Below are 24,724 nucleotides of genomic sequence, written 5' to 3' on the forward strand. Positions count from 1 at the left end.
TTTTTCTTACTGATAGTGTGTTTTATAAAATTGCTTTTAATTTATTAATATAAATTTAAATGATATAATCCCAATTTTTAAAGGAAATTTATTAATGCAATTTAACATAGATGGAAAATCTTTTCACAAAACAAGAGCTTGTACAATTAAAACAGCTCACAGTACAATACAAACACCAGTATTTATGCCAGTTGGTACGCAAGCTACTGTAAAAGCTTTAGATGCAAATGACATGCTAAGTCTTGGTGCAAAAATTATTCTAGGAAATACCTATCACTTATATTTACGACCTGGAAGTAAGATAATCAAAAAATTTGGAGGTCTTCATGGCTTTTCAAAATTCCCAAACTCTTTTTTAACAGACTCAGGTGGCTTTCAGGCATTTTCATTGAGTGATAATTCAAAACCTGATGAAGATGGAATTATGTTTAAATCACACCTTGATGGTAGCAAACACTACTTTACACCTGAAAGTGTACTTGATACTCAATATGAACTTGGAAGCGATATCATGATGATATTAGATGATTTAGTAGCCCTTCCAAATACAAAAGAGAGAATCAAAAAATCGATTGAAAGAACTACACATTGGGCAAAAAAAGCAATTACTTATCATAAAAGCCAACAAGAAAAAGGTATAGGTTTAAATCAAAATATCTTTGCAATTATTCAAGGTGGAACAGATAAAGAATTTAGAAAATTAAGTGCCGAACAATTATGTTCTTTGACTGACTTTGATGGATTTGCAATTGGAGGATTAAGTGTTGGGGAACCAAATGCTGATATGTATGAAACAGTTGAGTGGACAACTGATTTTATGCCCCAAGATAAACCTAGATACCTAATGGGTGTTGGAACACCTGAAGACTTAATAGAAAATATTGAGCGTGGTGTTGATATGTTTGACTGTGTAATGCCAACAAGAAATGCAAGAAATGGCTCAATTTTTACAACTTATGGAAAAATAGCAATTAAAAATGCAAGATTTAAAGAAGATCCTGAACCAATAGATCCAGCTTGTGAATGTTACACATGTAAAAACTTTTCAAAAGCATACTTAAACCATCTTTTTAGAGCAGGTGAAATAACATACTATAGACTTGCAACAATGCATAATATCCACTACTACTTGACTCTTATGAGAGAAGCTAGAGAAGCTATTTTAGCTGATAATTGGCTAGAGTTTAAAAAAGAATTTTATAAAAAAAGAGGCGTTGAGATTTAAGTGTCTTAACCCCAGACAAAACTCTTTTTAGATATAATCCAAAAAATTAAAAGAGCAACTCGTTGCTCTCCTTAGAATTTTCTCAAAGAGAATGCAAGCACAAAACTACTTTTAAGGATTTTTATAAATCTTGTTAAAAAGTAGACAAATATTTCAGGTCCCTTTAAAAGGGCACCTTTTAAAGGAAAAGAAATGACTATTGATGATACTACAATTGATAAATTAGCAAAACTTTCTAGTTTAGAAATTGATGAGAGTAAAAGAGAATCACTAAAAAATGAATTAGGTGATATTATTAATTTCGTTGAAAATTTAAATGAAATTGATGTAAGCCATATCGATGCAACATTTTCAACAGTTGAAGGTGGAACACCACTTAGAGAAGATATTGCTAACCAAGATTTAGATATGTCAAAACACATACTTTCACATGCGCCAAAAAGTGAAAATGGATATTTTATAGTTCCAAAGATAATTGAATAAGGCTTTTTTGATGATAACTGTTTATGGAATAAAAACCTGCGGAAGTGTACAAAAAGCACTAAGATTTTTCAAAGAGAACAACATAGAAGTAGATTTTTTCGATTTTAAAAAAGATACTCCAAGTGCCCAAAAGGTAAAATCTTGGACCCAAAAATCAGATATAAATATACTTTTTAATTCAAAAGGCACAAAATATAAAACTCTTCAATTAAAAGAGCTAAATTTAGATGAAAATGGTAAATATGAATGGTTATGTAAAGAACCAATGCTTTTCAAAAGACCTGTAATAGAGTTTCATGATAAACTTGTTGTTGCTTTTGATGAAGAGATGTATAAAAAGACTTTTCTTTAAGTCTTTTTATACAAAGGTTTAAGAAGAAGCTAAATAATCATGCCCTATACAAGTCTCACAAGAGATAATATCATCATACATTACTTTTTCTAGTTTCAAATCTTTAAACTCTTTTGAAATTATATCAATAGCCACATAATCTGCTGAATATATTAAAGACCTACCCTTATCATTATTTACATAAACAACATTTTTTGTTTGTTTAAAAATATTATCTATGTGTTTTTGCCAATATTCTAAGAGTTCCTCATTATCACCGAGTTCATCATATTTAATATCCCAGTGTAAGCATAAGTCAGGTAATAATCCACAAGTTTTCATATCTTTAAAATCTAATGTTATACCCCATAGTTCCATAATGTACCCCTTTCTTTTAATTCTAATGGATTAAAACTTAAAGGAATGAAAATTTTAAAAGTACTTGTTTACTTTCAGTTAGGTGGATTTTAAACTAATCTATACTCAAAATTGGTTTATCTTTTACATTAAAGGTTTCCACAATAAACTCATTATTCATATGAGTTACTAAGATATATGATTCTTGATTATCTACATTTTTTAGCATAAAAGAGGTATCTTTATCAACTACAATTTCATCAAAACCTAAGGGTTTATATTGCTTTAATAAGTCCTCTTTTAATTTTTCATAAGTGGTATCATATCTATCATCAATAATCATTTTAAAACTATTTTCATTGTCAATAAATTCTATCTCATTTAACTTTTCTTGGGTTTCAATAATAGGTTGTTTGGAAATTATATATTCATAAGTTACAGATAAAAAACCAATAGAGAATACTGTGATAAAAATATTTAATAATGAGTATAAAATACTTAAATCAGGAGAAATTAAAGCCATAAGAAACTTAATTGCTAATCCATAAACAAAATTAACAACTAAGGCAAAAACAATAGGAAAAAAAATCACCATCATAAACACTAATAATTTGTAGTTTTTTGATAAAGCAAGAGCATCGCCAAAATCTAAGGGTTTATCAATAGCAATAGAAGGGAAAATTAAAGATATTCTTGAAGTAATCATTCCTATAAAACCTACAAGAACTACAACAACTAATATATTGTAAAAATATGCGGCATTAGAGCCAAAGAAACCTTGAATGAACTTACCAATAAATAGAGAAATAAAATATATTAAGAAAAACACCAAAGCCATAAGTAAACCTAAGCCAATACCTTTTAAGATAAAACTTATTTCCCTTTGACCAAATTTATAAACACCCCATTTAGGTGTCTCTTCTTCTTTGAGCAATAATATTCTATGCACATTTATAGACATAACAATTGTCACTAAAAAAGATAGTGCAGTTAAAACATAAAAAATACTTTTACTTATCATTATATGCGTACTAAAATACTCAATAACACATAATATAAGGAAAGGTATAAACAAAGCTCTCATTAAAATATACTTTTTCTCAAAAAGCAGGTCTAAAGTTCTTTTTATAATCTCTTTGTACATATTCTTCCCTTTTGAAGTTTTATCTTCTAGCTTCCTTTAAAGTCTCAGCAATCATAAATGATAACTCTAAGGCTTGGTCAGCATTTAATCTTGGATCACATTGTGTATGATATCTACTTGCAAGTCCCTCTTGAGTAATAGCAGAACTTGTACTTCCTGTACATTCAGTTACATTTTGTCCTGTCATTTCAAGGTGAATTCCACCTGCAACTGTACCTTCGGCACTATGGATTTGAAAGAATTGTTTAACTTCATTTAAAATAGATTCAAAATCTCTTGTTTTGTATCCATTATCAGTTTTTATTGTATTGCCATGCATAGGATCACTTGACCATAATACATTTTTACCCTCAGCTTTTACTCTTTTTAGTAAGTTTGGATAGATATCACCTATCTTTTGGGCACCCATTCTAACAATAAGATTTAATCTTCCAGCTTCATTTTCAGGATTTAAAGCATCAATTAATTTTATTAATTCATCCTCTTTCATTGAAGGTCCTACTTTACATCCTATTGGATTTTTGATACCTCTAAAGTACTCTAAATGTGCCCCATCTAATTCTCTTGTTCTATCTCCTATCCATAACATATGAGCAGAACAATCATACCAATCACCAGTTAATGAATCTCTTCTTGTAAGTGCTTCTTCATAATTTAATAAAAGTGCTTCATGTGAAGTATAAAGCGTAGTTTGATTTAATTGTTGTGTATTTTCTGATGTAATTCCACAAGCATTCATGAAAGCTAAAGTTTCAGAAATCTTATTTGCTAAATCATCATATTTTACACCTAAAGTGTGATCTTTAATAAAACCTAAATTCCACTCATGTACTTGATGTAAGTCTGCCATTCCACCTCTTGAAAATGCTCTTAAAAGATTTAGTGTAGCTGCACTTTGGTTATATGCTTTTAAAAGTTTTTTAGGTTTTGGCAATCTTGATTTTTCATCAAATTTAACAGAGTTTACAATATCACCTCTATATGAAGGAAGAGCAAGTCCGTCAATATTTTCAAAGTCATCACTTCTTGGCTTTGCAAATTGTCCTGCTATTCTTCCTACTTTTACAACTGGACAACCACCTGAAAAAGTCAAAACAATAGCCATTTGCATCATCACTTTAAATAAATCTTTGATGTTATTTGCATTGAAGGCATCAAATGATTCAGCACAATCTCCACCTTGAAGTAAAAAAGCTTTTCCTGCTACAACATCAGCTAATTTGCTTTTTAAGTTTCTAGCTTCCCCTGCAAAAATTAGTGGAGGATATGAACCTAACTCTTTTTCAACTTTAGCAAGTTTTTCTAAATCATTATAAGTTGGTTGTTGCTTTATTGGAAAGTCTCTCCAAGTACTTGGGTTCCAGTTATTCATACTCTTTGCCTTTTCTATATTTTAATTATTATACTTTTAATTTTGATAAAAGTTCTTCAAATGATACTTTAAATGCTTCTAATCCATCACTTAATAATGTCTCATAAATCTCATTTGTATCAATACCATGTTTTGTAAGCATTTTGAAAAACTCATCACACTCATCTTCAGTGATTATTTTGCTAGGTTCTGTGCTACCACTTTGTACATAATCTTCAATAGTAGCCAAAGGAGCAGTATTTACACTATTTGGATAAAGTAAATTATCCACATAATAAGTTGATGGTAATTCATCACCTTTTACCCCAGTACTAGCAAAAAGCGTTCTAATATTATCATTATGAAATTTGTTTATTTCATGGTAACATTTTACAGCATTTATAATACCTAATTTCGCTTTTTCGATGCCTTTTGCTCCAAATTCATTATCACACAATCTATCAAATCTAGATACAAAAATAGAAATAACAGCTTTTGATTCTGTTATTGATTTTTCCATACCTCTATTTAAAGCATTTGCACAGCTAATAGCTTGCTCTGGTGAAAAGATTAGTGTTGCATTTACATTTATACCTTGTGAAGACAACTCTTCCATAGCTTTGTATCCAGCTTTTGTGGCAGGAACTTTTATCATTACATTATCATATGCAATTGTTTTATACAGTCTAATTCCCTCTTCAATTGTACCCTCAGCATCATCACTAAGTGTTGGGTCAACTTCTAGTGAAATAAATCCATCATCACTATCAATTCTATTCATAGGCTCTAATATTTCAGCTGCTCTTTTAATATCAGTCATAGCTACTTCTTCATAAATAGTCTTAGCTGTATTTACTTGCAAAATTCCTAGTTGTTGTTTGTATGCAACAGAGTTTGAAATTGATGATGCAAAAATAGCAGGATTTGATGTAGCACCTTGAATAACTTCATCTTTTACCAAGTCTTGAAACTGATTTTCTAAAAAATCTCTTTCAATAAAATCACACCATAACGAAAAATTTATATCTTCTTTTAAACTCATTTTAACTCCTTTTAATAGTCCCTATTAAAAGGGACCTTCATTTTATTATTTCTTTTAAAAATGAAAATAAATTTCATCTAAAGAAATAAATCCTAAAGAGCGTCCAAAGACGCTATTATTTAAATATGCTCTAAGATTTGTGTTAAATCTTTTGTATCAACAATGATATTTGCCTCTTTTTTCAAAATATCTTTTGCACAAAAAGCAACTCTCTTATCTGCATATGCAAACATAGAAACATCATTTGCTCCATCACCTGCTACTAGTGTATTCTCTTTAGAAACTCCTAGCATAGCTTGAACTCTTTGAATCATATCACCTTTAGAAAAGCCAAACATCATATCTCCACCTACAAGTCCTGTTAATATTCCATTTTTGTGGTGTAAGATGTTTGAAAAGTCTGCATCAAGTCCAAGCTTCTCTTTAGCAGGAGTTGTTCCTATTCTAAAACCACCTGAAAAACATACAACTTTGTATCCCTTCTCTTTTAGTTTTGCAACTGTTTCCATTGCTCCTGGCATAAGTGGTAGGTTTTTACAAATATCCACTGCCAAAGAGTTTTCTAAGCCTTTTAATAAAGCCACTCTTTCAATGAGTGATTCAAAAAAGTCCAATCTTCCAGCCATGGCTTCTTCTGTGATTTTTGCAACTTTCTCTTCCAGACCTAAAGGTTTTGCTAGAAAATCAATAGTTTCTCCATCCATCAAAGTTGAATCAAAATCAAATACAGCTAATTTCATCATTTTCCCTATTTTTATATCATTGTTCTTATTTTAAAAAAGACATATATTACCAAAATTATACTAAAATGATTACTTTATGGTTTCAAAAAAGATATAAGGACAAAGATTGAAATTAGCAGCTATTGATATTGGATTAAAAAGAATTGGCCTAGCGCTAAGCCTAACTAAGAGTTTAGTTACCCCACAAACAGCCATCTTAAGAAAGAATAGGAACCAAGCTTCAAATGATGTTGATAGCTTTTTAAAAGAGTGGGAAATAGATAAATTAATTGTAGGATTTCCTAGTTCCAGTGATGATATGCAAAAAAGAGTAAAACACTTCGTAAATCTTCTAAAATTTGAAGGTGAGATTGCTTTTCAAGAAGAAAATATGAGCTCAATAGAAGCAGAAGAGCTAATGAAAGGTGATATAAAATATAAAAGAGATGGGAGAGTTGACTCCCTTGCTGCTAAAATAATACTTGAGAGATATTTAGCAAAAAATTAATTATAGGGAGAAGCCCTATAATTAAACTATTTTTACCAAGTCACAGTATCATTTGAGCCAATTTTTCCTATAACTACCTCATCTTCCCAAGTAACAAGTCCAGTTTTTATATCTGTTAAAGATAATTGAAAATAGTATTCAACTATTTGGTCATCTTTATTTGCTTTTGCTGTTCTTTGTAAGATGCTTCCTGAAAGTGATAAACTCGGAGCGTAAAGTGTATTTTTTTGAATCGTAGTGCTTTTTTTGAACTCATCATTATCTCTTAGTTTTCTACTATCTTGTGCTAAATCATCCCTTTGTGTTCCAACAGCTGATGTGATTATTGCTTTTCCTGAATTTAATATCAATATTCTCATTTTTTTAGTTAAGAATTTCACATCAAATCTTTGAGTAGTATCATTTATTATATCACTCATCATAACAACATTTTTTCCACCACCTCTTTTATCTAAAGCCCCACTTGATAACAATGATTTAGCCATATCACTAGCTGCTTTTTCAAAATCTTGTCTATCAATTCCCATTGTTACAACTGAAGATTTTGGAGAATTTTCTGGTAAATACTCAGGTTTATGTGTACAACCTGCAAAAAAAATTGTTCCCATAAATAGAGTTGAAATTATTAATTTTTTATTTTTCATTTTATTCCTTAGTTTTGATATTCATAATGACTACTATCTTTTCTTTGTTCATCATCTCTACTTGTATCTTGTACTCTTATTACAAAATCTTTGATTTGATTTGAAGGGGATACTCCATTAATCGTAAAATCCCTATTCTCTTCAACTGTTGCCTTTTTCCATTTAGATAATATTGTTTTTACAATAAAACCATTTTTATCTATCCAATCTATCTTATAAGCTACATTTCTATTCATATAAGTTGTATTTTTAAATCTAGCTTGTACAACCCAAAAGCCATCACTTTTTTGAAAATAGTTTAGTTTTTCAAGCTTTAACCAGCTATCCAAAGCTTTATCTATTACTATGTGTGAGTCATCACTTATTTTAGGCTCAACTTTTACTTCTTTTTGTGCACACCCACTAAAAAGCATAACACTTATTATTGTAATAATTAAATATATCTTTTTCATAAATCTCCTTTAAAATAAAATCTTGTGAATTATATTATTTCCTATTGATTGTGATTTTACATAAATTAATGCATTTTTATCATTAGGAATAAAAACTTCTTTTATAATTTTACCTTCATTATTTTTAATTTCAATTGGTTTGCCATCAAGTTTTACCCTTAAACTTTGAAAGTTTTTAGGTAAAGCACTCCAAGACCTCACATCAGTTTTGTTTGTCAAATTTTGATATAAAAACCCTAAAAACCCAGCTAAAGGGCTTGAATCATTGAGTTGTTTTTGTGTAATTGTTTTTGCAATTGTATTTGCTATTGCTTCACTTAAAATAGCTGGGAATCTTTTTTTAAATTCTGTTTTTATTACATTATCCATATTACAAACTTCTGTTGTATCTTTTCCATTAATATCTAAATAAGCATATGAACTACTTCTTTCAACAATTTTGGGTAAAGCAATACCTGTATATATGACATTTCTTGTAAAAATAAATAGTGGAATATCAATTCTTATCTCATCTTTTATCATTCCTTGACCATTTTCATAAATAATCCAAGCATATTTTTCTTTTGAATTTTTCAAAGAAGAAGCAAGATATTTATTACTCAATTCATAATCGCTTTTGATTTGTCCATTTGAAGGTTGCATCTCCATTGATTCTTTTAATAAATCTCTTGCTTTTACAGAATCACCCTCTAATAAAAAGTAAACTCCAGCCATATAAGTTGTAAAAGGATTTATAAAATCGGGATATGCTTTAAAATCATTTAACAAACCATCATATTGTTTATATACAGTATTTTCGGCTTCTTTATTCTCTTTTTCAAAATTCGCCTCTTTTTTTTGTATCTCACTTTTAAAATAATCTTTTGCTCTTCTTTGTCTATCCAAAGCTCTATTAAACTCTATCCTTGCATTTACATTATCATGTAAACTTGCGTAATTTAAAGCTTTATAAGTATTTACCATCACTTTCTCATAAGTGTTTCCCTCATACTCATTTGCATTGTTATTTATTAAAATACTTTTTGAACTCTCTAAAGTATTATTTAAAATTGAGTCTTTATCTACTGTTTGTTTATACTTCTCTTCTGCTTCATCAAAAAACCCGTTACTTTTTTTATAAGCAAAACAATTTCTAGCCAATGATCCACCTTGTATACCCCAAAGTATTGGATCATCATCATCTTTTATTTTTTCTTCTATTTGTGTATAGTCACAATTTTTTGATTCTAAGTTAGAATCAAAACTATTCAGAGAGTCTTCATATCCACTTATAACAGCACACCCATAAAAAGAGAATACAAATATACTATTTAATAAGATTTTTATAAGTCCCCTTTTATTAATCATAACTAGTTTTTCTCTAAAGCAACAACAGCTATTGCAAAACCAGTATCATGAGTAATAGAGAGATGAGCATTTTTTATTGAAAAGTTATCTATAACTTTTTGTGAAAAAGTTATAAGAGGAGCATTTTTAGCTGTTTTTGAAATAATAATATCATGGAAACCGCACTCCTCTCCTATCCCACAAGCAAGAGCTTTACTTGCAGCCTCTTTTGCAGCCCAAAATCCGGCTGCTGTTTCTACTTTTTTTATAAGTTTTATTTCATCGTCATTTAAATATTTTTGATAAGCTTTATTTCCAAACTTTTCATACATATTTTCAATTCTTTTTATACTTACTACATCTATACCAATCATTTTTAGCCTATGTGAATTATTTTTAAATGATATTATACCTAATCATTTTAATAGAATATAACAATGATTAGTACTCTACTAACTAAATACAAATTCCCATTATTTACTCTCTACATTTGTTACATCAATTTTACTAATTGTTAAATATGTTACAACAATTAAAATAATAGAAAAAAATGCAATATTTATATTTCCTGCAGGAATTCCCATACCACCGTCTGCTGGAGTTTGAATAAATAAATCACCTAAAGATGCACCTATTGGACGAGTTACTATAAATGCTATCCAAAATGCCATAACACCATTTAATATTTTTGCATAAAATAATCCACCTGCAATTAAAAAGATACCACCAAATAACATTAATGAATTTAAATATCCAAAGTTCAAATGCTCAGAAACTGTATCTCCAACCCCTGTCCCTAGTGCAAATGTAATTAAAACAATTAACCAATAAAAAACTTCTCTTTTATTATTTGTAATTTTATGAATTGATAAAGTACCTTCTTTTTTGTACCATAATAAAAATCCTAAAATCATCGCAATTGTAAATACAATGTCTAAAGTTATTAAACTAACATTAAAATTATCAACAAGAATATCAGTTATCAAAGTTCCTTCTATACTCATCATTACAATTAAAAACCAATAAGCTGGTGCAAAATATTTTTTTAAACTAAAATTCCAAAGTATAGCTCCTAAAGTAATTACTCCCATAAGTATTGTTGTTCCTGCTAAGCCCAAATTCATATCTACTGCAACAAAATCAGCTGCTGTTTCACCAACAGTTGTAGATAATATTTTAACAATCCAAAAAAATAGTGTTAACCCTGCTACTCTATTTAATGTAAAGTTTTTTTCTATCATATATAACTCCTCAAATTTTAATTATTAGAATTATTCTATTTGAAAATGAAATAAAAATTAATTTTCATTTCATTTATTAAACCTAGAATTTCAAAATAATAAAACTATTGTTATAATGGTTATGTAAGTAATAAGGTAAAAATAAATTATGAAAATTTTAATTATAGAAGATGATGAAAATATATTGTCATTGTTAGAAAGAGGATTAAACGAAGAAGGTCATGTTATTCAAAGTGCTATAGATGGAGAAGATGGTGAATATCTAGCAACAGAAAATAATTATGACATTATAATCTTAGATTGGATGCTACCTAATAAAAACGGCTTAACAATACTAGAAAATATTAGAAAAAAATCAATAACAACACCGGTACTAATGTTAACTGCAAAATCTGAAATTATCGATAAAGTAAAAGGATTAAAAAGTGGTGCAGATGATTATCTTGCAAAACCTTTCGATTATGAAGAATTACTTGCTAGAATAGAAGCCTTATATAGAAGAGGAGTATCTAAAGGAATTAATATAATAGAAATATCAAATATTACTATTGACATAGATAAAAAAATAGTGGCGAAAGATACTATTCCACTACAATTAACATCAAAAGAGTATGATTTATTTCTTTTTTTAATAAAAAATAAAAACTCAATGATTTCAAATAGTATGATAGAAGAACAACTCTGGAATGAAAATGAATTTATCAATAGTAATGTTATTCAAGTAACTATGTATAATTTAAAAAAGAAAATTGGTAAAGATATTATCAAAAATTTTAGAGGATTAGGGTATAAACTTGATGTTTAAAAGTTTAAAGACAAGAATATTATTTTGGTTTGGAAGCATTACATTTTTATTACTTATAATATTTAGTATTGCTTTTAACTATTTTTTTGAAAAAAGTGTTTATTCTAGTATTGAAGCAAAATTATATGAAGAAGCAATTTATTTTAAAGACAATATAAATATTACAAATTTTGACAAAACCATCCAAAAAAATAAAAACCTAGATTCAAGTATTGCAATTATTAAAAATATGCAAGTTATAAAAAAAACAAATTATTTTAATACAAAAAGTTTAAAACAATATCTTAATACAAAAAAATCATTTTTAATTGTTGATAATGGAGAAAATCTACAGGCTTTTTATTTTATAAATCTTTCTGATGATACAAAAATTGTTATTTCAAAAGAAGATATTGATGATAAAGTTGAAGATGTTACAGATACAATGCTGGTAATCGAACCATTATTATTATTTGCATTAATTTTTTTAGCAAGTAAAATGATAGATAAAATATTAATACCTATAAAAGAACTTACTAAAGTATCAGAAGAGCTTTCAATCAATAATTTCTCAACTACAATTTCTATCCCCTCTAAAGATGATGAAATCAAAAAACTTATAAGTACTTTTAATCACATGATAATTAGATTACAAAATGGGGTTGAAAATTTAGATAGATTTAATAGTGATGTTTCCCATGAGTTAAAAACACCCTTAACTGTAATAAGAGGAGAAATTGATTTAACCTTGCGAAAACAAAGAGAACCCGAGTATTATATTAGAACATTGAGCACTCTTAATTATGAAGCTAAACAAATCGAAAAAATCGTTGAAAATTTATTATTATTAACAAAATATTCAAAAGAGAATATTGAAAAAACATTTGAAGAGTGTTATTTAAAAAACATATTATTGAATACATTATTGATGTACAAAAAAAATATTGATGAAAAGAATATTACTATTAATATTAAAAAACTGGAAGATTTAACAATCATAGGTAATTTACAATTAATAAAAACTATTTTTTCAAATCTAATTGATAATGCAATAAAATATACAAATGAGAATAAAAATATTTTTATTTCATTGGAAGCATTAAATGAACACATTTATTTTAATATAATTGATGAAGGAATTGGGATACCTAAAGAAGAACTTTCTAATGTAGTTAATAGATTTTATAGAGTTGATGAATCTAGAAATAAAAAAATAAAAGGTTTCGGACTTGGACTATCTATTGTAAAAAATAGTATTGATCTTCACAATGCAAAATTTAAAATAGAATCTACATTAAATGAAGGTACAAAAATCACTGTTATATTTTAAAAACTTATTTTAAAATTTAAGAGAGTAGCTTATTTCTAAATACCAAAATCTAACAATAATTTGGCTATGATTTCATCAAACAAGCTTAAATTAAAAAGGATATATAGAAAAGTTATGCAATTGTTTTTTAGAAAACTATTATATCTTATCATTATGCTTTTTATTATTAGCCTAATATCTTTTTTAGCCATACATCTAGCACCTAACTCATTTTTTGCAAGTGGAGATCTAAATCCAAATATTACAGAAGAGTCAATCAAACATTTAAAAGCTATTTATGGCTTAGATAAACCACTTTATGTGCAATATTTTTCTTGGATTTTTGCAATACTTCATCTTGATTTTGGTATCTCTTTTAGCTCAGGAGAAATGGTTAAAAATGAGATTCTAAATAGAATCCCAATAACCCTTGCCCTAAATATCATCTCAATGGTTTTTATATTTATAATATCACTTTATTTAGGTATTAAATCAGCTCTAAATAAATCAACTTTTTTTGATAAATTTACTGGTCAACTTTCACTTTTAAGTTTCTCTATGCCTTCATTTTATTTGGCACTACTTGGAGTTTTAGTTTTTGCAGTTAACTTTGAGGTTTTGCCTATATCTGGATTGCATAGTGTAAAAGATGATGGAAGTTTTACTTATTATTTAGATTTTGCAAAGCATTTGGTTTTACCAATATTTATAATTGTTTTTGGTGGAATTGGAAGTTTGACTTTATATATAAGATCACTTACAATTGAAATACTAAAAAGTGATTACATCTTTTTTGCAAAAGCTAGAGGACTAAATAAAAAACAAATTTTGAGATACTATATTTTACCAAATTTATATCCCCCTGTTATTACAATACTTGGATTATCACTTCCAGGGATTATTGGTGGTTCTGTTATACTTGAAACAATATTTTCAATAGATGGAATGGGCTTACTATTTTTTCATAGTGCCTTAGCTCATGATTATCCAGTGATTATGGGAATACTAATTATTGGAGCATTTTTAACCCTTCTTGGAAATATGTTGGCTGATTTAGTTTTACTAAAACTCAATCCAAATTTTGATACAAAATAAAAAAGTCATTAAAGGAAATTTATTGAAAATAATTAATACTATAGAAGAATTACAAGCTATTAGAAAAGAGTTAAATGGAACAATTGGTTTTGTTCCAACTATGGGCGCTTTACATGAAGGACATATTTCATTAATCAAAAATGCAAGAGTAAATAATGACATTGTAATAGTTTCAATTTTTCTAAATCCAACACAATTTTTACCAAATGAAGACTTAGATAAATATCCTAAAAAAGATGCAGCAGATAAAAGAATCTGTGAACTTTGTAAAGTTGATTATTTATTTATGCCAGATGTTAATTCTATGTATCAAAGCAATGATGAGATTTCAATAAAAGCTCCAAAAATCACTGGCTTTATTTTAGAAGGCGAAAAAAGACCTGGACACTTTGATGGTGTATTACAAGTAGTTTTAAAACTATTTAATTTAGTTCAACCTTCAAATGCATACTTTGGGAAAAAAGATGCCCAACAACTCTCTTTAATCTCTCAAATGGTTAAAAATCTTTTTTTACCTATAAACATAGTTGAATGTGACATTATAAGAGAAGCAGATGGACTTGCAATGAGTTCAAGAAATATATATTTATCAATTGAAGAGAGAAAAGAAGCCTTAGCTATTTCAAAATCTTTAAATATGACAATTATTGCCGTTACTAAAGGTGAAAGAGATGCTAAAACTATAAAAACAAAAATGAAAGAAATAATGTCAAATCTAGATGTAGAATATGTAGCAATTGTAAATAGAAATTTTGAAGAGATTCAAACAATAGAAGTAAAAAATACAATCATACTTATTGCTTGTAAAGTTGGCAATACAAGACTTATCGATAATATGTGGATATAAACTCTTTTAAGAGTTTATATCGTACATTTTTTGCTTATTATGCATAAAGGACAAAAATTAGTAAGTCCTGCTAATAAAGGTAATATTCCTAAATAAAACCAAGCAATCCCTGTATAAAATCCCACTAATATCAAAATAATACCTATAGCAATTCTAAATTTTCTACAAAAAAGTTTTATTTTATCAAATTTATTCATTTTACATTCCTTATAAAATAAGTTTTTCTTATGAGTAATTATACATATTAAATATAAAATTGTCAAATATAATTATAATAAAATATTATAATAAAATATTTTATTTTTTGCTATTTTTGATAAATTCAAACTATTATGCTAAAATTCCAAAAAAACTAATAGGTTATATATGAAATTTTCAACACAAAATCCTCAGAAATCACTACACTTAGTAAGCCTTGGCTGTACTAAAAATTTAATTGATTCTGAAATCATGCTTGGTAAACTAAAAGATTATAAAATATCAAATGATGCCGAAACTTCTGATGTAATTATCGTAAACACATGTGGTTTTATAGATAGTGCAAAAGAAGAGAGTATAAACACAATTCTTGACTTACATGGGCTAAGAAAAAAAGATTCAGTTTTAGTTATGGCTGGATGTTTAAGTGAAAGATATAAAGAAGAGTTGCAAAAAGAGTTACCAGAAATTGATATTTTTACTGGAGTTGGAGATTATGACAAAATCGACACACTTGTAAATGAAAAAAGAAGTGGTTTTACAGATGAAGTATTTTTATTAAATGAGACAAATGATAGAGTTATCACTGGTTCAAATTACCATGCTTATATCAAACTGTCTGAAGGATGTAATCAAGTTTGTTCGTTCTGTGCTATTCCTTCATTTAAAGGAAAACTTCACTCTAGAACTTTAGAGTCACTTATTAAAGAGGTAAAAAATCTTGTGTCACAAGGTTTTTGCGACTTCTCATTTGTGTCACAAGATAGTTCATCTTTTTTAAGAGATTTAAATATTAATGATGGATTGGAAAGACTTGTTAATGAAGTAGAAAAAATAGAAGGAATCAAAACTGCAAGAATTTTATACCTTTATCCATCTACAACAACTCTATCTCTTATCAAAAAAATAGAAGAATCAAAAGTATTTGAAAACTATTTTGATATGCCATTGCAACACATAAGCTCTAAGGTGCTTAAAATCATGAAAAGAGGTAAAGGAGTAGAAAAGCTTAAGGAACTTATGAGTGCCATGAGAAGCACTCCTAATTCATTTGTAAGAACTACTTTTATTGCAGGTCATCCAGGTGAAACACAAGAAGACTTTGAAGAGTTATGTTCTTATGTAGAAGAGTATGGTTTTGATAGAGCAAATGTATTTTCATATTCTGATGAAGATGGAACTAGTGCATACAAACTTGATGGAAAATTAGACCAAGAAACTATTGATAAAAGAGCTGAAATTTTAGGTGAAATAATTCAAAGAAAAACTTTAGAGTCTTTAGAAAAAGAGATTGGGCAAACTGTAAATGTATATATTGATGGAGAAAGTGATGAACATGAATATTTACTTAGTGCTAGAAAAACTATTTGGGCACCAGATATTGATGGAGAGATTTACATCAATGACAATGAAACAGGGAAAGAACTAACTGTTGGTAAAACATACCAAGTAAAAATAAGTGAATTAGCAGGTGATAAACTACTTGGAACAGCAATTAAAGAGATTTAATGATTAAATTTAATATCAATACCACAAAAAATCTTTTAGCATTTTCAGGTGGTATTGATTCTTCTGCACTATTTTTTTTATTACTAGAACAAAATATTCCTTTTGATATTGCAATTGTAAATTATAATATCAGAGAACAATCAAAAGATGAAGTTACTTATGCAAAAGAGTTAGCAAAAGAATATAATAAAAAGTGTTTTTTTAAAGAAGTAGTTTTAAATAACACTTCTAACTTCGAAAAAGAAGCAAGAGATATTAGATATAGTTTTTTTGATGAAATAATCAAAGAATATAATTATGATACTTTACTCACAGCACATCAACTAAATGACAAATTAGAGTGGTTTATGATGCAGCTAAGCAAAGGAGCTGGATTAGTTGAACTAATTGGATTAGAAGAAAAAACAAAAAAAGATAACTATACTATTTATAGACCTCTTCTTGAACTGTCAAAGGAAGAACTTGAAATATTTTTACAAGGGAATAATCATAAATATTTTATTGATGAATCAAATTATGATGAAAAATATAAAAGAAACTATTTTAGAAAAAATTTTGTAAATGAGTTGATAAAAGAGTACAAAAACGGTATTAAAAATAGTTTCAAATATTTAAGCAATGATATTCAATCTTTAAATGTAAATTTTAATCCCATATATGAGAAAGAATCTTTAGAAATCTTTGAAAAGCAAAAAGATGACAATCTAAATATTAAAATAGTAGATAAGTCTTTAAAAAAAAGAGGAATACTTTTATCATCTGCACAAAGAAATGAAATAATTAAGCAAAGTGAAATAACAATATCTGACAAAATAAATATTTCTATTTCAACGGAGTATATTTATATCTGCCCAAAAACTAAAAATACAATGGATAAAAAGTTTAAAGAAGTTTGTAGAGTACTTAAAGTTCCAAAAAATATTAGAGCATATCTTTTTGAAAAAAGTATTGAACCAAAAGATTTATTTTTTTAGGAATTTTTTCATTGTAGTTATATTTTTCATCTCTTCTAAAATATTTTCTCTATGAGTAAATAAAAAATTAGCATTTTTAAATAATAATTCTCTTAAGTTTAAAAGTTCTTCATGTGATAATTCAAAATCAGTAATATTTGTAGTAGTTAAATAAGTTTCAGTCCAAGACTTTAAGCCCTCAGCCCTTTGCTCCTCATCTAAAGAATCAACATAAGTCAATCTCTTTAGTGCTTCTAAAGACCAGTCTCGTCTTTCCATGCTTCAATTAGACCTTGAGTTACTTTTTTAACTTGGTGTATTAAATTTACATTATCATTAATACCTGATGTAAAAAGTGTCTCTATTTGATAAAGATATAAACCATCTAAGTAATGAGCGATATCTCCCCCATCAAAATCTAATATATTTCTTAGTTCATCAAAAATTGCGATAGATTTGTTAATATAAATAAATTTTTCTTCAACATCTCCATTTTCCATTGCTTCTTCTGCAAAAGATAGATATCTCAATAATCCCTCATAAAGCTTTAGTATTAAAACATAAGGATCATTACTAACTGCATTTTGTTGATTATAAACCTCTATTCCCACAAATCATCTCCATTTTTTTATACATAGGAGTATAGTATATTCAAACTTAAATTACTTAGAAGAACTTTGATCAATCATCATTTGCAAACTAGAAAATTGCGAGTTAAATTGGTTTATAATTACCCCATACGCTGAAAACTGATTTGCAAGCTGAGAATACTTTGAATTTAAACTCTCTGTCTCTTTTGTCAACTGTTCCTCAAGTTCTGTCTTTCTTGATGTCATATTATTTTCATATGTAGTTATAACACCACCAGTACCATCCATAGCGTCAACTATAGTTTTTAATTGTGTACCAAATCCTTCTTTTTCAGCTTTTCCAACAAATAAATCTTTTAAATTTTCAAAATCATCACTAACTGCTGTATTAAAGTCACTTTCATTTAATGAATAATTACCACTTTTATCAACTTCTAATCCATAGTTAAATAGATTTAAATCATCGTTTGTCCCATAATTACCAAACATCATGTTTTTTATTTGAGACTGTATATCCCTTAATGCTGATCTATCTTGTATTTTTGAATCACCTGAATAAAGTTCATCATCAATTGATTTTGATAAAGTATTAAATTTATCAATAAAATCTTTAAATAATGTTGCAATTTGTGTTTTGTCTTTTTCTATAGAAATAGATGAGTCTCCAAGTTTAGAAGCAGAGATTTTCAATCCTCCATCAACGGTAACAACATTTGAAGAAACATCATAATCAACTCCATCAATTTTTGCTTTCATATTTTGTGCAGTTAAAGTATGATTATTATTAGTTAAATTTAAACCTAAATCATCATTTGTGACTTCAAGCGCACTCCCATCACTTTTTTTAATTATCACTTTACCATTGGCATCAATTGATGCATCAAATGAAGCATTATCATTAATTCTTGAAATAAATTGACTATTTGTTTCACTTCCATTCGTAGTAAAAGTTGTTCCATTTAAAGTTAATGATAAATTAGAAGCTGGGACTGTTCCTGAAGCAATTGTTGAACTTGAAGTAAAATCATTAATTCCTAAATCAGAACCCGTTTGAGTTATACTTAAAGCATTATCAATACCTGAATCTTCACTTTTGATAACCATTCTATAAGAATTTGTTCCTACTGCTTCTATTGAAGCATTTAATTTTGAACTTAAATTAATCTTATCAGCTACTTCTTGATATGTTTTATTAAAAGTTGAATATTCAACTCCATTTATTGTTATCATAGAACCTGATGTAGTTGAAATTATTGCATCCTTATCACTAAATGTTGAAGTTTGATAAACATCTCTTTGGGCAATTTGACTTACACTTACATTTGTTGTCCCTGTATTTAAATTCCCTGCATCAACAGCATCAAATACTACGGAATCACCTGTAGTTGTAGCTGATTTTTGATTAAATGCATTTACACCACCTGCTGCAAATAAGTCAAATGGTTTAATTGCATCAAGTACATCTTGAACTTGCAATTTAATATTTGCAACTTTTACACCTTCTTCATCCAAATCTTTTTGGCTTGTTTCAATAGGTTCAACTGTAGCTTTTCTCTCTGCTGCTTTTAACTTATCAATTAACTCTTGATTTAAAGAAGAGGCTTGTCCTGCTCCTAATCCTAATACACCTTCAGCCATAATTTACTCCTTATCTTTTGATTCCAAGAAGAGTTTGTAACATTTCATCAACAGTTGTTATCATTTTTGCATTTGCCGTATATGCTGATTGAAATTTAATCAAATTAATCATCTCTTCATCGTTATCAACTTTTGTTATTAAATCATATGAGTTTTTCATTGATTCAGTAACTGCCTTTTGAGTCTCAACTGTAAAATCACTACTCTCTTTGTCCCTTGATATATTTGTTCTAAGATTTTGCAAATATTCAGTAAATGACATAGTTTCAGTATCACTTGCTACTTTATCATTTGAACTATCTTGACCATAACCTAAAAATGAAATATCCTCTTTCCATTGATGACCTGCTAAATAATCATAATCTTTTTGTTCTAAAGTTCCAACAACTTGTGAATGAAAAGTCATTGTTCTAACACTAGAACCACTAAATAAGTTTATATCATCTGCAACTTTAATATTATTATCAGTTGCAATTTCACCGCTTATATATGTTCCATCATCATTTTTGATATAACTAGAAGTCAGATCAACGAAAGTTTTAGCAAAAGCATCTAATGCATTTTTGTATTCTTGAAATTTATTTTTTCCAGAATCTGTAGTTAAGTTTTCTACTATAGCTTTTAGTTTACCACTTGAAAAAGATATTGGATCACCTTTTGAAGTTATATTTACAGCAGAATTTGCCGAATCACTTCTTTGTTCATTCTTATAAATAGAGTTTGAAACAACACCTTCTTTATTGTTTATAACCATAGTTGATGTCATAGTAACAGGTGTTGAACCACTAGGTGCTGCATTATCTGTTATCGAAAAGCTATATGTTTGATTCGTATTAACAGGCGCCAATTCATTTGTATCTGTAGTAAAGCTAAAACTCTTAACTCCCGGAGGAATAGTTATTTCTCCTGTTTGTGCATCATAAGTTATCGAATCAGGTGTAAATTTAGGTGACAAGTCAAAATAACTACCTGTATCATCACTAAAAGAGACTTTCATTACTTGTGCTGTTGTTGTTGTATTTTTTAATTCAACAGTATGTTTAATACTACTTCCATCAACTGCACTTAAACTTTTTATAGAACTAACTTGTGTTGTTCCACTAGCTTGTGTAGCACCTGTAGCTGGATTAACAGTAGGAATTGCACTAACTAATGGGTTTGAATTTGTATTTTCTGTTGAAACTTCAAAATTTTGCGTTATATCTTTGCCGTCATTTACAACATTAAGTACAGAAGTAATATTACTAGTATCTGAACCATTTGTTTCTGTTAAAGATAAAGTATACTTTTGGTTAACTCCAAATAAAGCAGATGCTTCTTCAGGAGTTGATGTTTCGCCTTCAGCTGAATTAAGAGTTATCGTAAAAGAATCAATGCCTGAAGGAACTGAAAGTTTTTTAGTAGTAGCATTATAGGTAACACTTGGTGGAACAAAAGTTGGTACCGCTCCTGATGTTGATGGACTACTAGATAAATCAAGATCAAAATCTTCAGGGGCAGTCGTAGTTGCCCCTAAATTTACTGTGTGAGTTAAACTTAAACCATCTTGAGCAAATTTACTTTCAATTGAAACTGAACTATTATTAATTACCGGACTAACTGTAACTGTACCTTGATTTATAGAGTATGGTTCTTCTGTAAAAGTAACTCTACTGTCAAACTTCCCTTCAATTCCTGGAGTTTTTGATTCAACTAATAAAAACTTATCTTGACTATCAATAGTAGATTTATTTCCATTTTTATCAACATCATATGTGCCATTAAATGCTTTTACTTTATCTGCAAAAGAAGATGTATTAATTTTATGAACTAGTGCTCTTACATAGTTGTCTTTATCAACTTTTACAGTCTCATCAACTCCATCACCATTAAGATCAAAAACCATAGTTTCACCATACTCAACACTAACTGAATTTTCATTATCTAATTCAAAAGTAATTACATCTTCTTCATCAAAAGTATCTGTAGGACTTAAAATATTACTTTTACTTCCCTCTTGTGTAACATATCTATCAATTTGTGCAGTTTTATCTTCACCAACTTCTAGTTTTGATATTGTAGTATTTGAAACAACTGTTTGATTACCAATTTTTAATTCATAAAAATCTTTATCTCTATCAACAGTTATATTAGCATATGTAGATATTTCTTTTTCTAATAAATCTCTTTTATCAAGTAAATCATTAGAAGCAAAGCCTTGCTCTTTTATTTTTATATTAATTCTTTGAATTTGTTCAAGTTTTGAGTTTATTTGACCAACATCTTCAGTTAAAGATTTTTGAAAAGTAGCTTCTTGTTCTTCTATTCCATCATAAAGATTATTTAAGTCATCAATTACTTTTTGTCCAGTAATTTGTAATTGGTTTTTATAAACTTCATTATTAGGATTTGCTCTTATACTCTCAATTGTTTGGTAATACTTATCTAAGTCTGTTGATAATCCAGCTGTATCAGTCTCTTTAAATACTGCTTCAATATTTCCCAACATCAAAGACATTTCTGATTGATAATTATCTTTACTATTTTGCTTTATAATATTATCATACAAATATTCACTAGTAATTCTAGATGTATTATCAACTGATACACCCCTTCCCCACTGTCTATTATCACTTTGGCTTAACTCACTTGTCTCTACAACTCTTTTTTTATATCCCTCAGTATTTACATTAGCAAGGTTATTCATTGTATTTTCAACAGCTATTTGTGCTGCTCGTAAACCTGATTGGGCTACATTTAACGCATCTAACATTTGTACCTTCCTTTGGGATAATATCCCTAATTATTGCATTACAATTCTTAAAATTAGATTAAATCAGAAGGGCCAAAGCATTTTTAGGAGTTTTGTACCCCATGGTTGATGCATAACATCTTGTTCTTCACCATCTTTTTTATACAAAACTTTTAAATTTGCAACTTGAGATGATTTAATAGAGTTGTCTGGACTTATATCATAAGGCCTAATGACCCCCGAAATTATTATCTCTTGCTTCTGTTCATCTATTAACATCTCTTTGGAACCTTTTATATAATAGTTCCCATTCTGATATGTTTCCTCTATTATAACAGAAAGTGTCGTAGAAAAAGATTCATCAGCATTTGCTTTTACTTTTCCTTTAAAAGAACTATTACTATTTGAATTAAATTGTACTCCACCAAAACTATTGATTTTATTTGCAACAGATTGAACAGTAGAATTCAAAGGAACATTATTTCCAGTAGCCGGAGTTACTAAACCTCCACCCATTGCTTCAGCACTAGTATTTGTAAGTTCTCTTTTATTACTTGTATTTGAAGTTAAAGATTCATCAATAACTACTTGAATTATGTCTCCAACTTGTAAGTCTTTTTTATCAGCGAATAAAGAAGGTCCTTTTCGTGAATATAAAGAACCTTTATTATATGTAACTTGAGGTTTTGGCTTAAGTACTTGAGCAGGTGGTTTGTCAAATTTTAATTCAGGTTCAGTTGAAGCACAAGAGTTAAAAAAAAATGCACATGCTAAAATTAAAAAATATTTACTTCTCATTATATTTACTCTCAATTATATATTTTATATCTATAACAATTTTAATATTGTTTAAATCATTTTTAATCAAAGCTAAAGTGCCATACCTTACCTTTAAAGCATCCAAATTTGTATCTGTATCACAAACTAATAGTATTTTATTTTTTACTATTTTAACATCTTGAATATGTTCTTGACCGACTAATTCAACTGCAGTTTCGACTTCTTTATATATTAATCTTTCAACCTCTTTTGAGTCTTCTTTTTTCATATCTTCTATAGTTTGTTTAGAGTTTGTTTTACCTTTATCTGAAGAAAATTCATCACTCATATGAAAATAATAAGCAGTAAACATAGCAACTAATGCAACTACTGAAATTATTTTCATTACATAATTTTTAGGTCCACTATTCTTTACTGTTACTATCATTTTTATTACTTAATAACGAAAGTTGTAAATAAAACTTCTTTAATACTATTCTTTTGAATTTCAGAATTTGTTGCTGTTGCATCATTTAAGACTTTATTAATTTCATCAACTAATTCATCTTTTAATAAGGCTTTCCCACCTACTGTTAAAAGCTCTTCTGAACTTCTAGCACTAATTTGAGAGATAACAACATCAACTATTTCTGCTTTATATGACTCTACTATTGATTCTATTGCAGGATCATTACTTTTTAGGGTAAAAGATAGTTTCATAAGTTTTTCTCTACCTTTTGCATTAGTAATATTCAATACTAAATCATTAATAGCAGCTTTATACATCTCTTTTGAATTACTCTCTTCTTTTTTAGCCATCTCTTGCATAGCTTTTTCTTCTTGAGGACTAAATACACCTTGTGAATATAAGAAATATCCACCTCCAATAACAGCTAATAACAAAACAACAATTAGTGCTATAAGCACTATCATTAAACCTTTTCCACCACTACTCTTTGGTTTTTCTTCTACAACTTCTTCAGCCATTATTTCCCTTTCTTACTTTCATCAATCACTGAATAGTTTTGAAGCTTTTCAGTAATCTTCGAAGCATTTTTTACAGTCATTGATTTCATAATTTGAGTGACTTTTGCTTCTTTTAATTTCAAGATTATATCAAAAACATCTTCAATTTTTCCATCATCTATCAATTTATTAAATATTTCGGCTGCATTTTTTGGTTTCATAGCATTATATATTTTTGAAGTTTTTGTAACAACTTCACCTTTAATATCTTTTAAAAGCACTTGATTTCTATCGTATATGTCTTGAATATTTTTCTTTTCAGTTTTTATTTTAGCCAATAAAGCGTCTAATTCTTGCTTTCTAGTTTTATATTCAGCTTCTTTTGTTGTATAAAACTGATTTAACTCTTTTTTTAATTCTATAATCTCTTTTTTCTCTTTTATAAAACTTCCAGCTGTATCTTCTGCAAATAAATGTGTTCCTAAAATTAAAACTATTATTAAAAATTTATTCAATCTG

Annotated in this window: 28 protein-coding genes and 2 pseudogenes; 10 read left to right on the forward strand and 20 right to left on the reverse strand. The window is 28.1% G+C overall.

Annotation, left to right across the window (positions count from 1 at the left end):
- Positions 1-94 precede the first annotated feature (94 nt).
- The 3 genes from tgt (at position 95) to LXN10_RS05090 (ending at position 2,060) form a co-directional block, all read left to right on the forward strand.
- Positions 95-1,225 carry a tRNA guanosine(34) transglycosylase Tgt gene (tgt, locus tag LXN10_RS05080; protein WP_375724810.1) on the forward strand — a complete coding sequence of 377 codons (1,131 nt, stop codon included), beginning with the start codon at positions 95-97 and terminating at the stop codon, positions 1,223-1,225.
- A 192-nt stretch (positions 1,226-1,417) separates the two neighbouring features.
- Positions 1,418-1,708 (forward strand): Asp-tRNA(Asn)/Glu-tRNA(Gln) amidotransferase subunit GatC, encoded by a 291-nt coding sequence (gene gatC / locus LXN10_RS05085; protein WP_375724811.1) that lies wholly within the window; start codon positions 1,418-1,420, stop codon positions 1,706-1,708.
- Between the two features lie 10 nt (positions 1,709-1,718).
- Positions 1,719-2,060, forward strand: coding sequence for an arsenate reductase family protein (locus LXN10_RS05090; protein WP_375724812.1), 342 nt, complete (start codon positions 1,719-1,721; stop codon positions 2,058-2,060).
- An 18-nt stretch (positions 2,061-2,078) separates the two neighbouring features.
- Here LXN10_RS05090 and LXN10_RS05095 read toward each other — a convergent pair whose 3' ends face one another.
- From LXN10_RS05095 to serB, 5 genes are all read right to left on the reverse strand, one after another.
- Positions 2,079-2,417, reverse strand: coding sequence for a hypothetical protein (locus LXN10_RS05095; protein ID WP_129099504.1), 339 nt, complete (start codon positions 2,415-2,417; stop codon positions 2,079-2,081).
- Positions 2,418-2,511: 94 nt separating this feature from the next.
- On the reverse strand, positions 2,512-3,540 hold the full coding sequence (locus LXN10_RS05100) for a hypothetical protein (protein WP_375724813.1): 1,029 nt from the start codon (positions 3,538-3,540) through the stop codon (positions 2,512-2,514).
- Positions 3,541-3,559: 19 nt separating this feature from the next.
- Complete coding sequence (locus tag LXN10_RS05105; protein WP_375724814.1) at positions 3,560-4,912, reverse strand: class II 3-deoxy-7-phosphoheptulonate synthase; 1,353 nt, start codon at positions 4,910-4,912, stop codon at positions 3,560-3,562.
- A 28-nt stretch (positions 4,913-4,940) separates the two neighbouring features.
- Positions 4,941-5,933: a transaldolase gene (locus tag LXN10_RS05110; protein ID WP_375724815.1), complete on the reverse strand. Its 993-nt coding sequence runs from the start codon at positions 5,931-5,933 to the stop codon at positions 4,941-4,943.
- Positions 5,934-6,052: 119 nt separating this feature from the next.
- Positions 6,053-6,673: a phosphoserine phosphatase SerB gene (gene serB, locus LXN10_RS05115; protein WP_375724816.1), complete on the reverse strand. Its 621-nt coding sequence runs from the start codon at positions 6,671-6,673 to the stop codon at positions 6,053-6,055.
- A gap of 109 nt (positions 6,674-6,782) precedes the next feature.
- Here serB and ruvX point away from each other — a divergent pair, with 109 nt between their 5' ends.
- Positions 6,783-7,163 carry a Holliday junction resolvase RuvX gene (ruvX, locus tag LXN10_RS05120; protein ID WP_375724817.1) on the forward strand — a complete coding sequence of 127 codons (381 nt, stop codon included), beginning with the start codon at positions 6,783-6,785 and terminating at the stop codon, positions 7,161-7,163.
- A 32-nt stretch (positions 7,164-7,195) separates the two neighbouring features.
- Here ruvX and lpoB read toward each other — a convergent pair whose 3' ends face one another.
- The 5 genes from lpoB to LXN10_RS05145 form a co-directional block, all read right to left on the reverse strand.
- A complete protein-coding gene (gene lpoB / locus LXN10_RS05125; protein ID WP_375724818.1) occupies positions 7,196-7,807 on the reverse strand; it encodes a penicillin-binding protein activator LpoB in 612 nt (203 codons plus the stop codon).
- 8 nt (positions 7,808-7,815) lie between these two features.
- Positions 7,816-8,259: a YcfL family protein gene (locus LXN10_RS05130; protein WP_375724819.1), complete on the reverse strand. Its 444-nt coding sequence runs from the start codon at positions 8,257-8,259 to the stop codon at positions 7,816-7,818.
- A gap of 9 nt (positions 8,260-8,268) precedes the next feature.
- On the reverse strand, positions 8,269-9,606 hold the full coding sequence (locus tag LXN10_RS05135) for a COG3014 family protein (protein ID WP_375724820.1): 1,338 nt from the start codon (positions 9,604-9,606) through the stop codon (positions 8,269-8,271).
- Between the two features lie 2 nt (positions 9,607-9,608).
- Positions 9,609-9,959, reverse strand: a complete 351-nt coding sequence (acpS, locus tag LXN10_RS05140; protein ID WP_375724821.1) for a holo-ACP synthase — start codon at positions 9,957-9,959, stop codon at positions 9,609-9,611.
- Positions 9,960-10,058: 99 nt separating this feature from the next.
- Positions 10,059-10,826, reverse strand: a complete 768-nt coding sequence (locus tag LXN10_RS05145) for a COG4705 family protein (RefSeq protein ID WP_375724822.1) — start codon at positions 10,824-10,826, stop codon at positions 10,059-10,061.
- Positions 10,827-10,974: 148 nt separating this feature from the next.
- On the opposite strand from LXN10_RS05145, the gene LXN10_RS05150 reads away from it, so the two are divergent.
- The 4 genes from LXN10_RS05150 to panC all read left to right on the forward strand — a co-directional run bounded on the left by LXN10_RS05150 (position 10,975) and on the right by panC (position 14,861).
- Positions 10,975-11,631 carry a response regulator transcription factor gene (locus LXN10_RS05150; RefSeq protein ID WP_375724823.1) on the forward strand — a complete coding sequence of 219 codons (657 nt, stop codon included), beginning with the start codon at positions 10,975-10,977 and terminating at the stop codon, positions 11,629-11,631.
- Positions 11,624-12,940: a sensor histidine kinase gene (locus LXN10_RS05155; protein WP_375724824.1), complete on the forward strand. Its 1,317-nt coding sequence runs from the start codon at positions 11,624-11,626 to the stop codon at positions 12,938-12,940. Before LXN10_RS05150 ends, LXN10_RS05155 begins: the two co-directional genes overlap by 8 nt.
- A gap of 114 nt (positions 12,941-13,054) precedes the next feature.
- The gene (locus LXN10_RS05160; RefSeq protein WP_375724825.1) at positions 13,055-14,014 is read left to right on the forward strand and encodes an ABC transporter permease; all 960 of its coding nucleotides are present in this window, start codon (positions 13,055-13,057) and stop codon (positions 14,012-14,014) included.
- Positions 14,015-14,036: 22 nt separating this feature from the next.
- Positions 14,037-14,861 carry a pantoate--beta-alanine ligase gene (gene panC, locus LXN10_RS05165; protein ID WP_375724826.1) on the forward strand — a complete coding sequence of 275 codons (825 nt, stop codon included), beginning with the start codon at positions 14,037-14,039 and terminating at the stop codon, positions 14,859-14,861.
- Positions 14,862-14,875: 14 nt separating this feature from the next.
- Here the strand turns inward: panC and LXN10_RS05170 are convergent, their stop codons facing one another.
- Positions 14,876-15,058: a YgaP family membrane protein gene (locus tag LXN10_RS05170; RefSeq protein ID WP_129099492.1), complete on the reverse strand. Its 183-nt coding sequence runs from the start codon at positions 15,056-15,058 to the stop codon at positions 14,876-14,878.
- Between the two features lie 169 nt (positions 15,059-15,227).
- On the opposite strand from LXN10_RS05170, the gene rimO reads away from it, so the two are divergent.
- Complete coding sequence (rimO, locus tag LXN10_RS05175) at positions 15,228-16,568, forward strand: 30S ribosomal protein S12 methylthiotransferase RimO (protein ID WP_375724827.1); 1,341 nt, start codon at positions 15,228-15,230, stop codon at positions 16,566-16,568.
- Positions 16,568-17,542, forward strand: a complete 975-nt coding sequence (gene tilS / locus LXN10_RS05180; protein ID WP_375724828.1) for a tRNA lysidine(34) synthetase TilS — start codon at positions 16,568-16,570, stop codon at positions 17,540-17,542. The genes rimO and tilS overlap by 1 nt, the downstream gene beginning before the upstream one ends.
- On the opposite strand, the gene LXN10_RS05185 is transcribed toward tilS, so the two are convergent.
- From LXN10_RS05185 to LXN10_RS05225, 9 genes and pseudogenes are all read right to left on the reverse strand, one after another.
- Positions 17,531-17,800 (reverse strand): hypothetical protein, encoded by a 270-nt coding sequence (locus LXN10_RS05185; protein ID WP_375724829.1) that lies wholly within the window; start codon positions 17,798-17,800, stop codon positions 17,531-17,533. The two genes, tilS and LXN10_RS05185, sit on opposite strands and share 12 nt — an antisense overlap.
- Positions 17,776-18,132, reverse strand: coding sequence for a flagellar export chaperone FliS (fliS, locus tag LXN10_RS05190; RefSeq protein WP_013136664.1), 357 nt, complete (start codon positions 18,130-18,132; stop codon positions 17,776-17,778). The genes LXN10_RS05185 and fliS overlap by 25 nt, the downstream gene beginning before the upstream one ends.
- A gap of 51 nt (positions 18,133-18,183) precedes the next feature.
- On the reverse strand, positions 18,184-19,749 hold the full coding sequence (fliD, locus tag LXN10_RS05195; RefSeq protein ID WP_375724830.1) for a flagellar filament capping protein FliD: 1,566 nt from the start codon (positions 19,747-19,749) through the stop codon (positions 18,184-18,186).
- A gap of 10 nt (positions 19,750-19,759) precedes the next feature.
- Positions 19,760-19,879, reverse strand: a pseudogene (locus tag LXN10_RS05200) (flagellar basal body rod C-terminal domain-containing protein); the annotation flags it as partial.
- A gap of 1,932 nt (positions 19,880-21,811) precedes the next feature.
- A pseudogene (locus LXN10_RS05205) lies at positions 21,812-22,501 on the reverse strand (FlgK family flagellar hook-associated protein); the annotation flags it as partial.
- A gap of 63 nt (positions 22,502-22,564) precedes the next feature.
- Entirely contained in the window at positions 22,565-23,278 is a 714-nt protein-coding gene (locus LXN10_RS05210; protein ID WP_375724831.1) for a flagellar basal body L-ring protein FlgH, read from the reverse strand.
- The gene (locus LXN10_RS05215; RefSeq protein WP_375724832.1) at positions 23,268-23,687 is read right to left on the reverse strand and encodes a hypothetical protein; all 420 of its coding nucleotides are present in this window, start codon (positions 23,685-23,687) and stop codon (positions 23,268-23,270) included. Before LXN10_RS05215 ends, LXN10_RS05210 begins: the two co-directional genes overlap by 11 nt.
- Positions 23,688-23,692: 5 nt before the next feature.
- A complete protein-coding gene (locus LXN10_RS05220) occupies positions 23,693-24,226 on the reverse strand; it encodes a flagellar basal body-associated FliL family protein (RefSeq protein WP_375724833.1) in 534 nt (177 codons plus the stop codon).
- The gene (locus tag LXN10_RS05225) at positions 24,226-24,720 is read right to left on the reverse strand and encodes a MotE family protein (RefSeq protein ID WP_375724834.1); all 495 of its coding nucleotides are present in this window, start codon (positions 24,718-24,720) and stop codon (positions 24,226-24,228) included. The genes LXN10_RS05220 and LXN10_RS05225 overlap by 1 nt, the downstream gene beginning before the upstream one ends.
- Positions 24,721-24,724: the final 4 nt, after the last annotated feature.

The organism is Arcobacter iocasae (genome assembly GCF_042214795.1).
Taxonomy (GTDB): domain Bacteria; phylum Campylobacterota; class Campylobacteria; order Campylobacterales; family Arcobacteraceae; genus Arcobacter; species Arcobacter iocasae.

Excerpts from the sequence above, each read along its gene's own strand:
- tgt (WP_375724810.1), top strand. The coding sequence starts at position 95 with ATGCAATTTAACATAGATGGAAAATCTTTTCACAAAACAAGAGCTTGT.
- gatC (WP_375724811.1), top strand. The coding sequence starts at position 1,418 with ATGACTATTGATGATACTACAATTGATAAATTAGCAAAACTTTCTAGT.
- LXN10_RS05090 (WP_375724812.1), top strand. The coding sequence starts at position 1,719 with ATGATAACTGTTTATGGAATAAAAACCTGCGGAAGTGTACAAAAAGCA.
- LXN10_RS05095 (WP_129099504.1), bottom strand. The coding sequence starts at position 2,417 with ATGGAACTATGGGGTATAACATTAGATTTTAAAGATATGAAAACTTGT.
- LXN10_RS05100 (WP_375724813.1), bottom strand. The coding sequence starts at position 3,540 with ATGTACAAAGAGATTATAAAAAGAACTTTAGACCTGCTTTTTGAGAAA.
- LXN10_RS05105 (WP_375724814.1), bottom strand. The coding sequence starts at position 4,912 with ATGAATAACTGGAACCCAAGTACTTGGAGAGACTTTCCAATAAAGCAA.
- LXN10_RS05110 (WP_375724815.1), bottom strand. The coding sequence starts at position 5,933 with ATGAGTTTAAAAGAAGATATAAATTTTTCGTTATGGTGTGATTTTATT.
- serB (WP_375724816.1), bottom strand. The coding sequence starts at position 6,673 with ATGAAATTAGCTGTATTTGATTTTGATTCAACTTTGATGGATGGAGAA.
- lpoB (WP_375724818.1), bottom strand. The coding sequence starts at position 7,807 with ATGAAAAATAAAAAATTAATAATTTCAACTCTATTTATGGGAACAATT.
- LXN10_RS05130 (WP_375724819.1), bottom strand. The coding sequence starts at position 8,259 with ATGAAAAAGATATATTTAATTATTACAATAATAAGTGTTATGCTTTTT.
- LXN10_RS05135 (WP_375724820.1), bottom strand. The coding sequence starts at position 9,606 with ATGATTAATAAAAGGGGACTTATAAAAATCTTATTAAATAGTATATTT.
- acpS (WP_375724821.1), bottom strand. The coding sequence starts at position 9,959 with ATGATTGGTATAGATGTAGTAAGTATAAAAAGAATTGAAAATATGTAT.
- LXN10_RS05145 (WP_375724822.1), bottom strand. The coding sequence starts at position 10,826 with ATGATAGAAAAAAACTTTACATTAAATAGAGTAGCAGGGTTAACACTA.
- LXN10_RS05150 (WP_375724823.1), top strand. The coding sequence starts at position 10,975 with ATGAAAATTTTAATTATAGAAGATGATGAAAATATATTGTCATTGTTA.
- LXN10_RS05155 (WP_375724824.1), top strand. The coding sequence starts at position 11,624 with ATGTTTAAAAGTTTAAAGACAAGAATATTATTTTGGTTTGGAAGCATT.
- LXN10_RS05160 (WP_375724825.1), top strand. The coding sequence starts at position 13,055 with ATGCAATTGTTTTTTAGAAAACTATTATATCTTATCATTATGCTTTTT.
- LXN10_RS05170 (WP_129099492.1), bottom strand. The coding sequence starts at position 15,058 with ATGAATAAATTTGATAAAATAAAACTTTTTTGTAGAAAATTTAGAATT.
- rimO (WP_375724827.1), top strand. The coding sequence starts at position 15,228 with ATGAAATTTTCAACACAAAATCCTCAGAAATCACTACACTTAGTAAGC.
- tilS (WP_375724828.1), top strand. The coding sequence starts at position 16,568 with ATGATTAAATTTAATATCAATACCACAAAAAATCTTTTAGCATTTTCA.
- LXN10_RS05185 (WP_375724829.1), bottom strand. The coding sequence starts at position 17,800 with ATGGAAAGACGAGACTGGTCTTTAGAAGCACTAAAGAGATTGACTTAT.
- fliD (WP_375724830.1), bottom strand. The coding sequence starts at position 19,749 with ATGGCTGAAGGTGTATTAGGATTAGGAGCAGGACAAGCCTCTTCTTTA.
- LXN10_RS05210 (WP_375724831.1), bottom strand. The coding sequence starts at position 23,278 with ATGAGAAGTAAATATTTTTTAATTTTAGCATGTGCATTTTTTTTTAAC.
- LXN10_RS05215 (WP_375724832.1), bottom strand. The coding sequence starts at position 23,687 with ATGATAGTAACAGTAAAGAATAGTGGACCTAAAAATTATGTAATGAAA.
- LXN10_RS05220 (WP_375724833.1), bottom strand. The coding sequence starts at position 24,226 with ATGGCTGAAGAAGTTGTAGAAGAAAAACCAAAGAGTAGTGGTGGAAAA.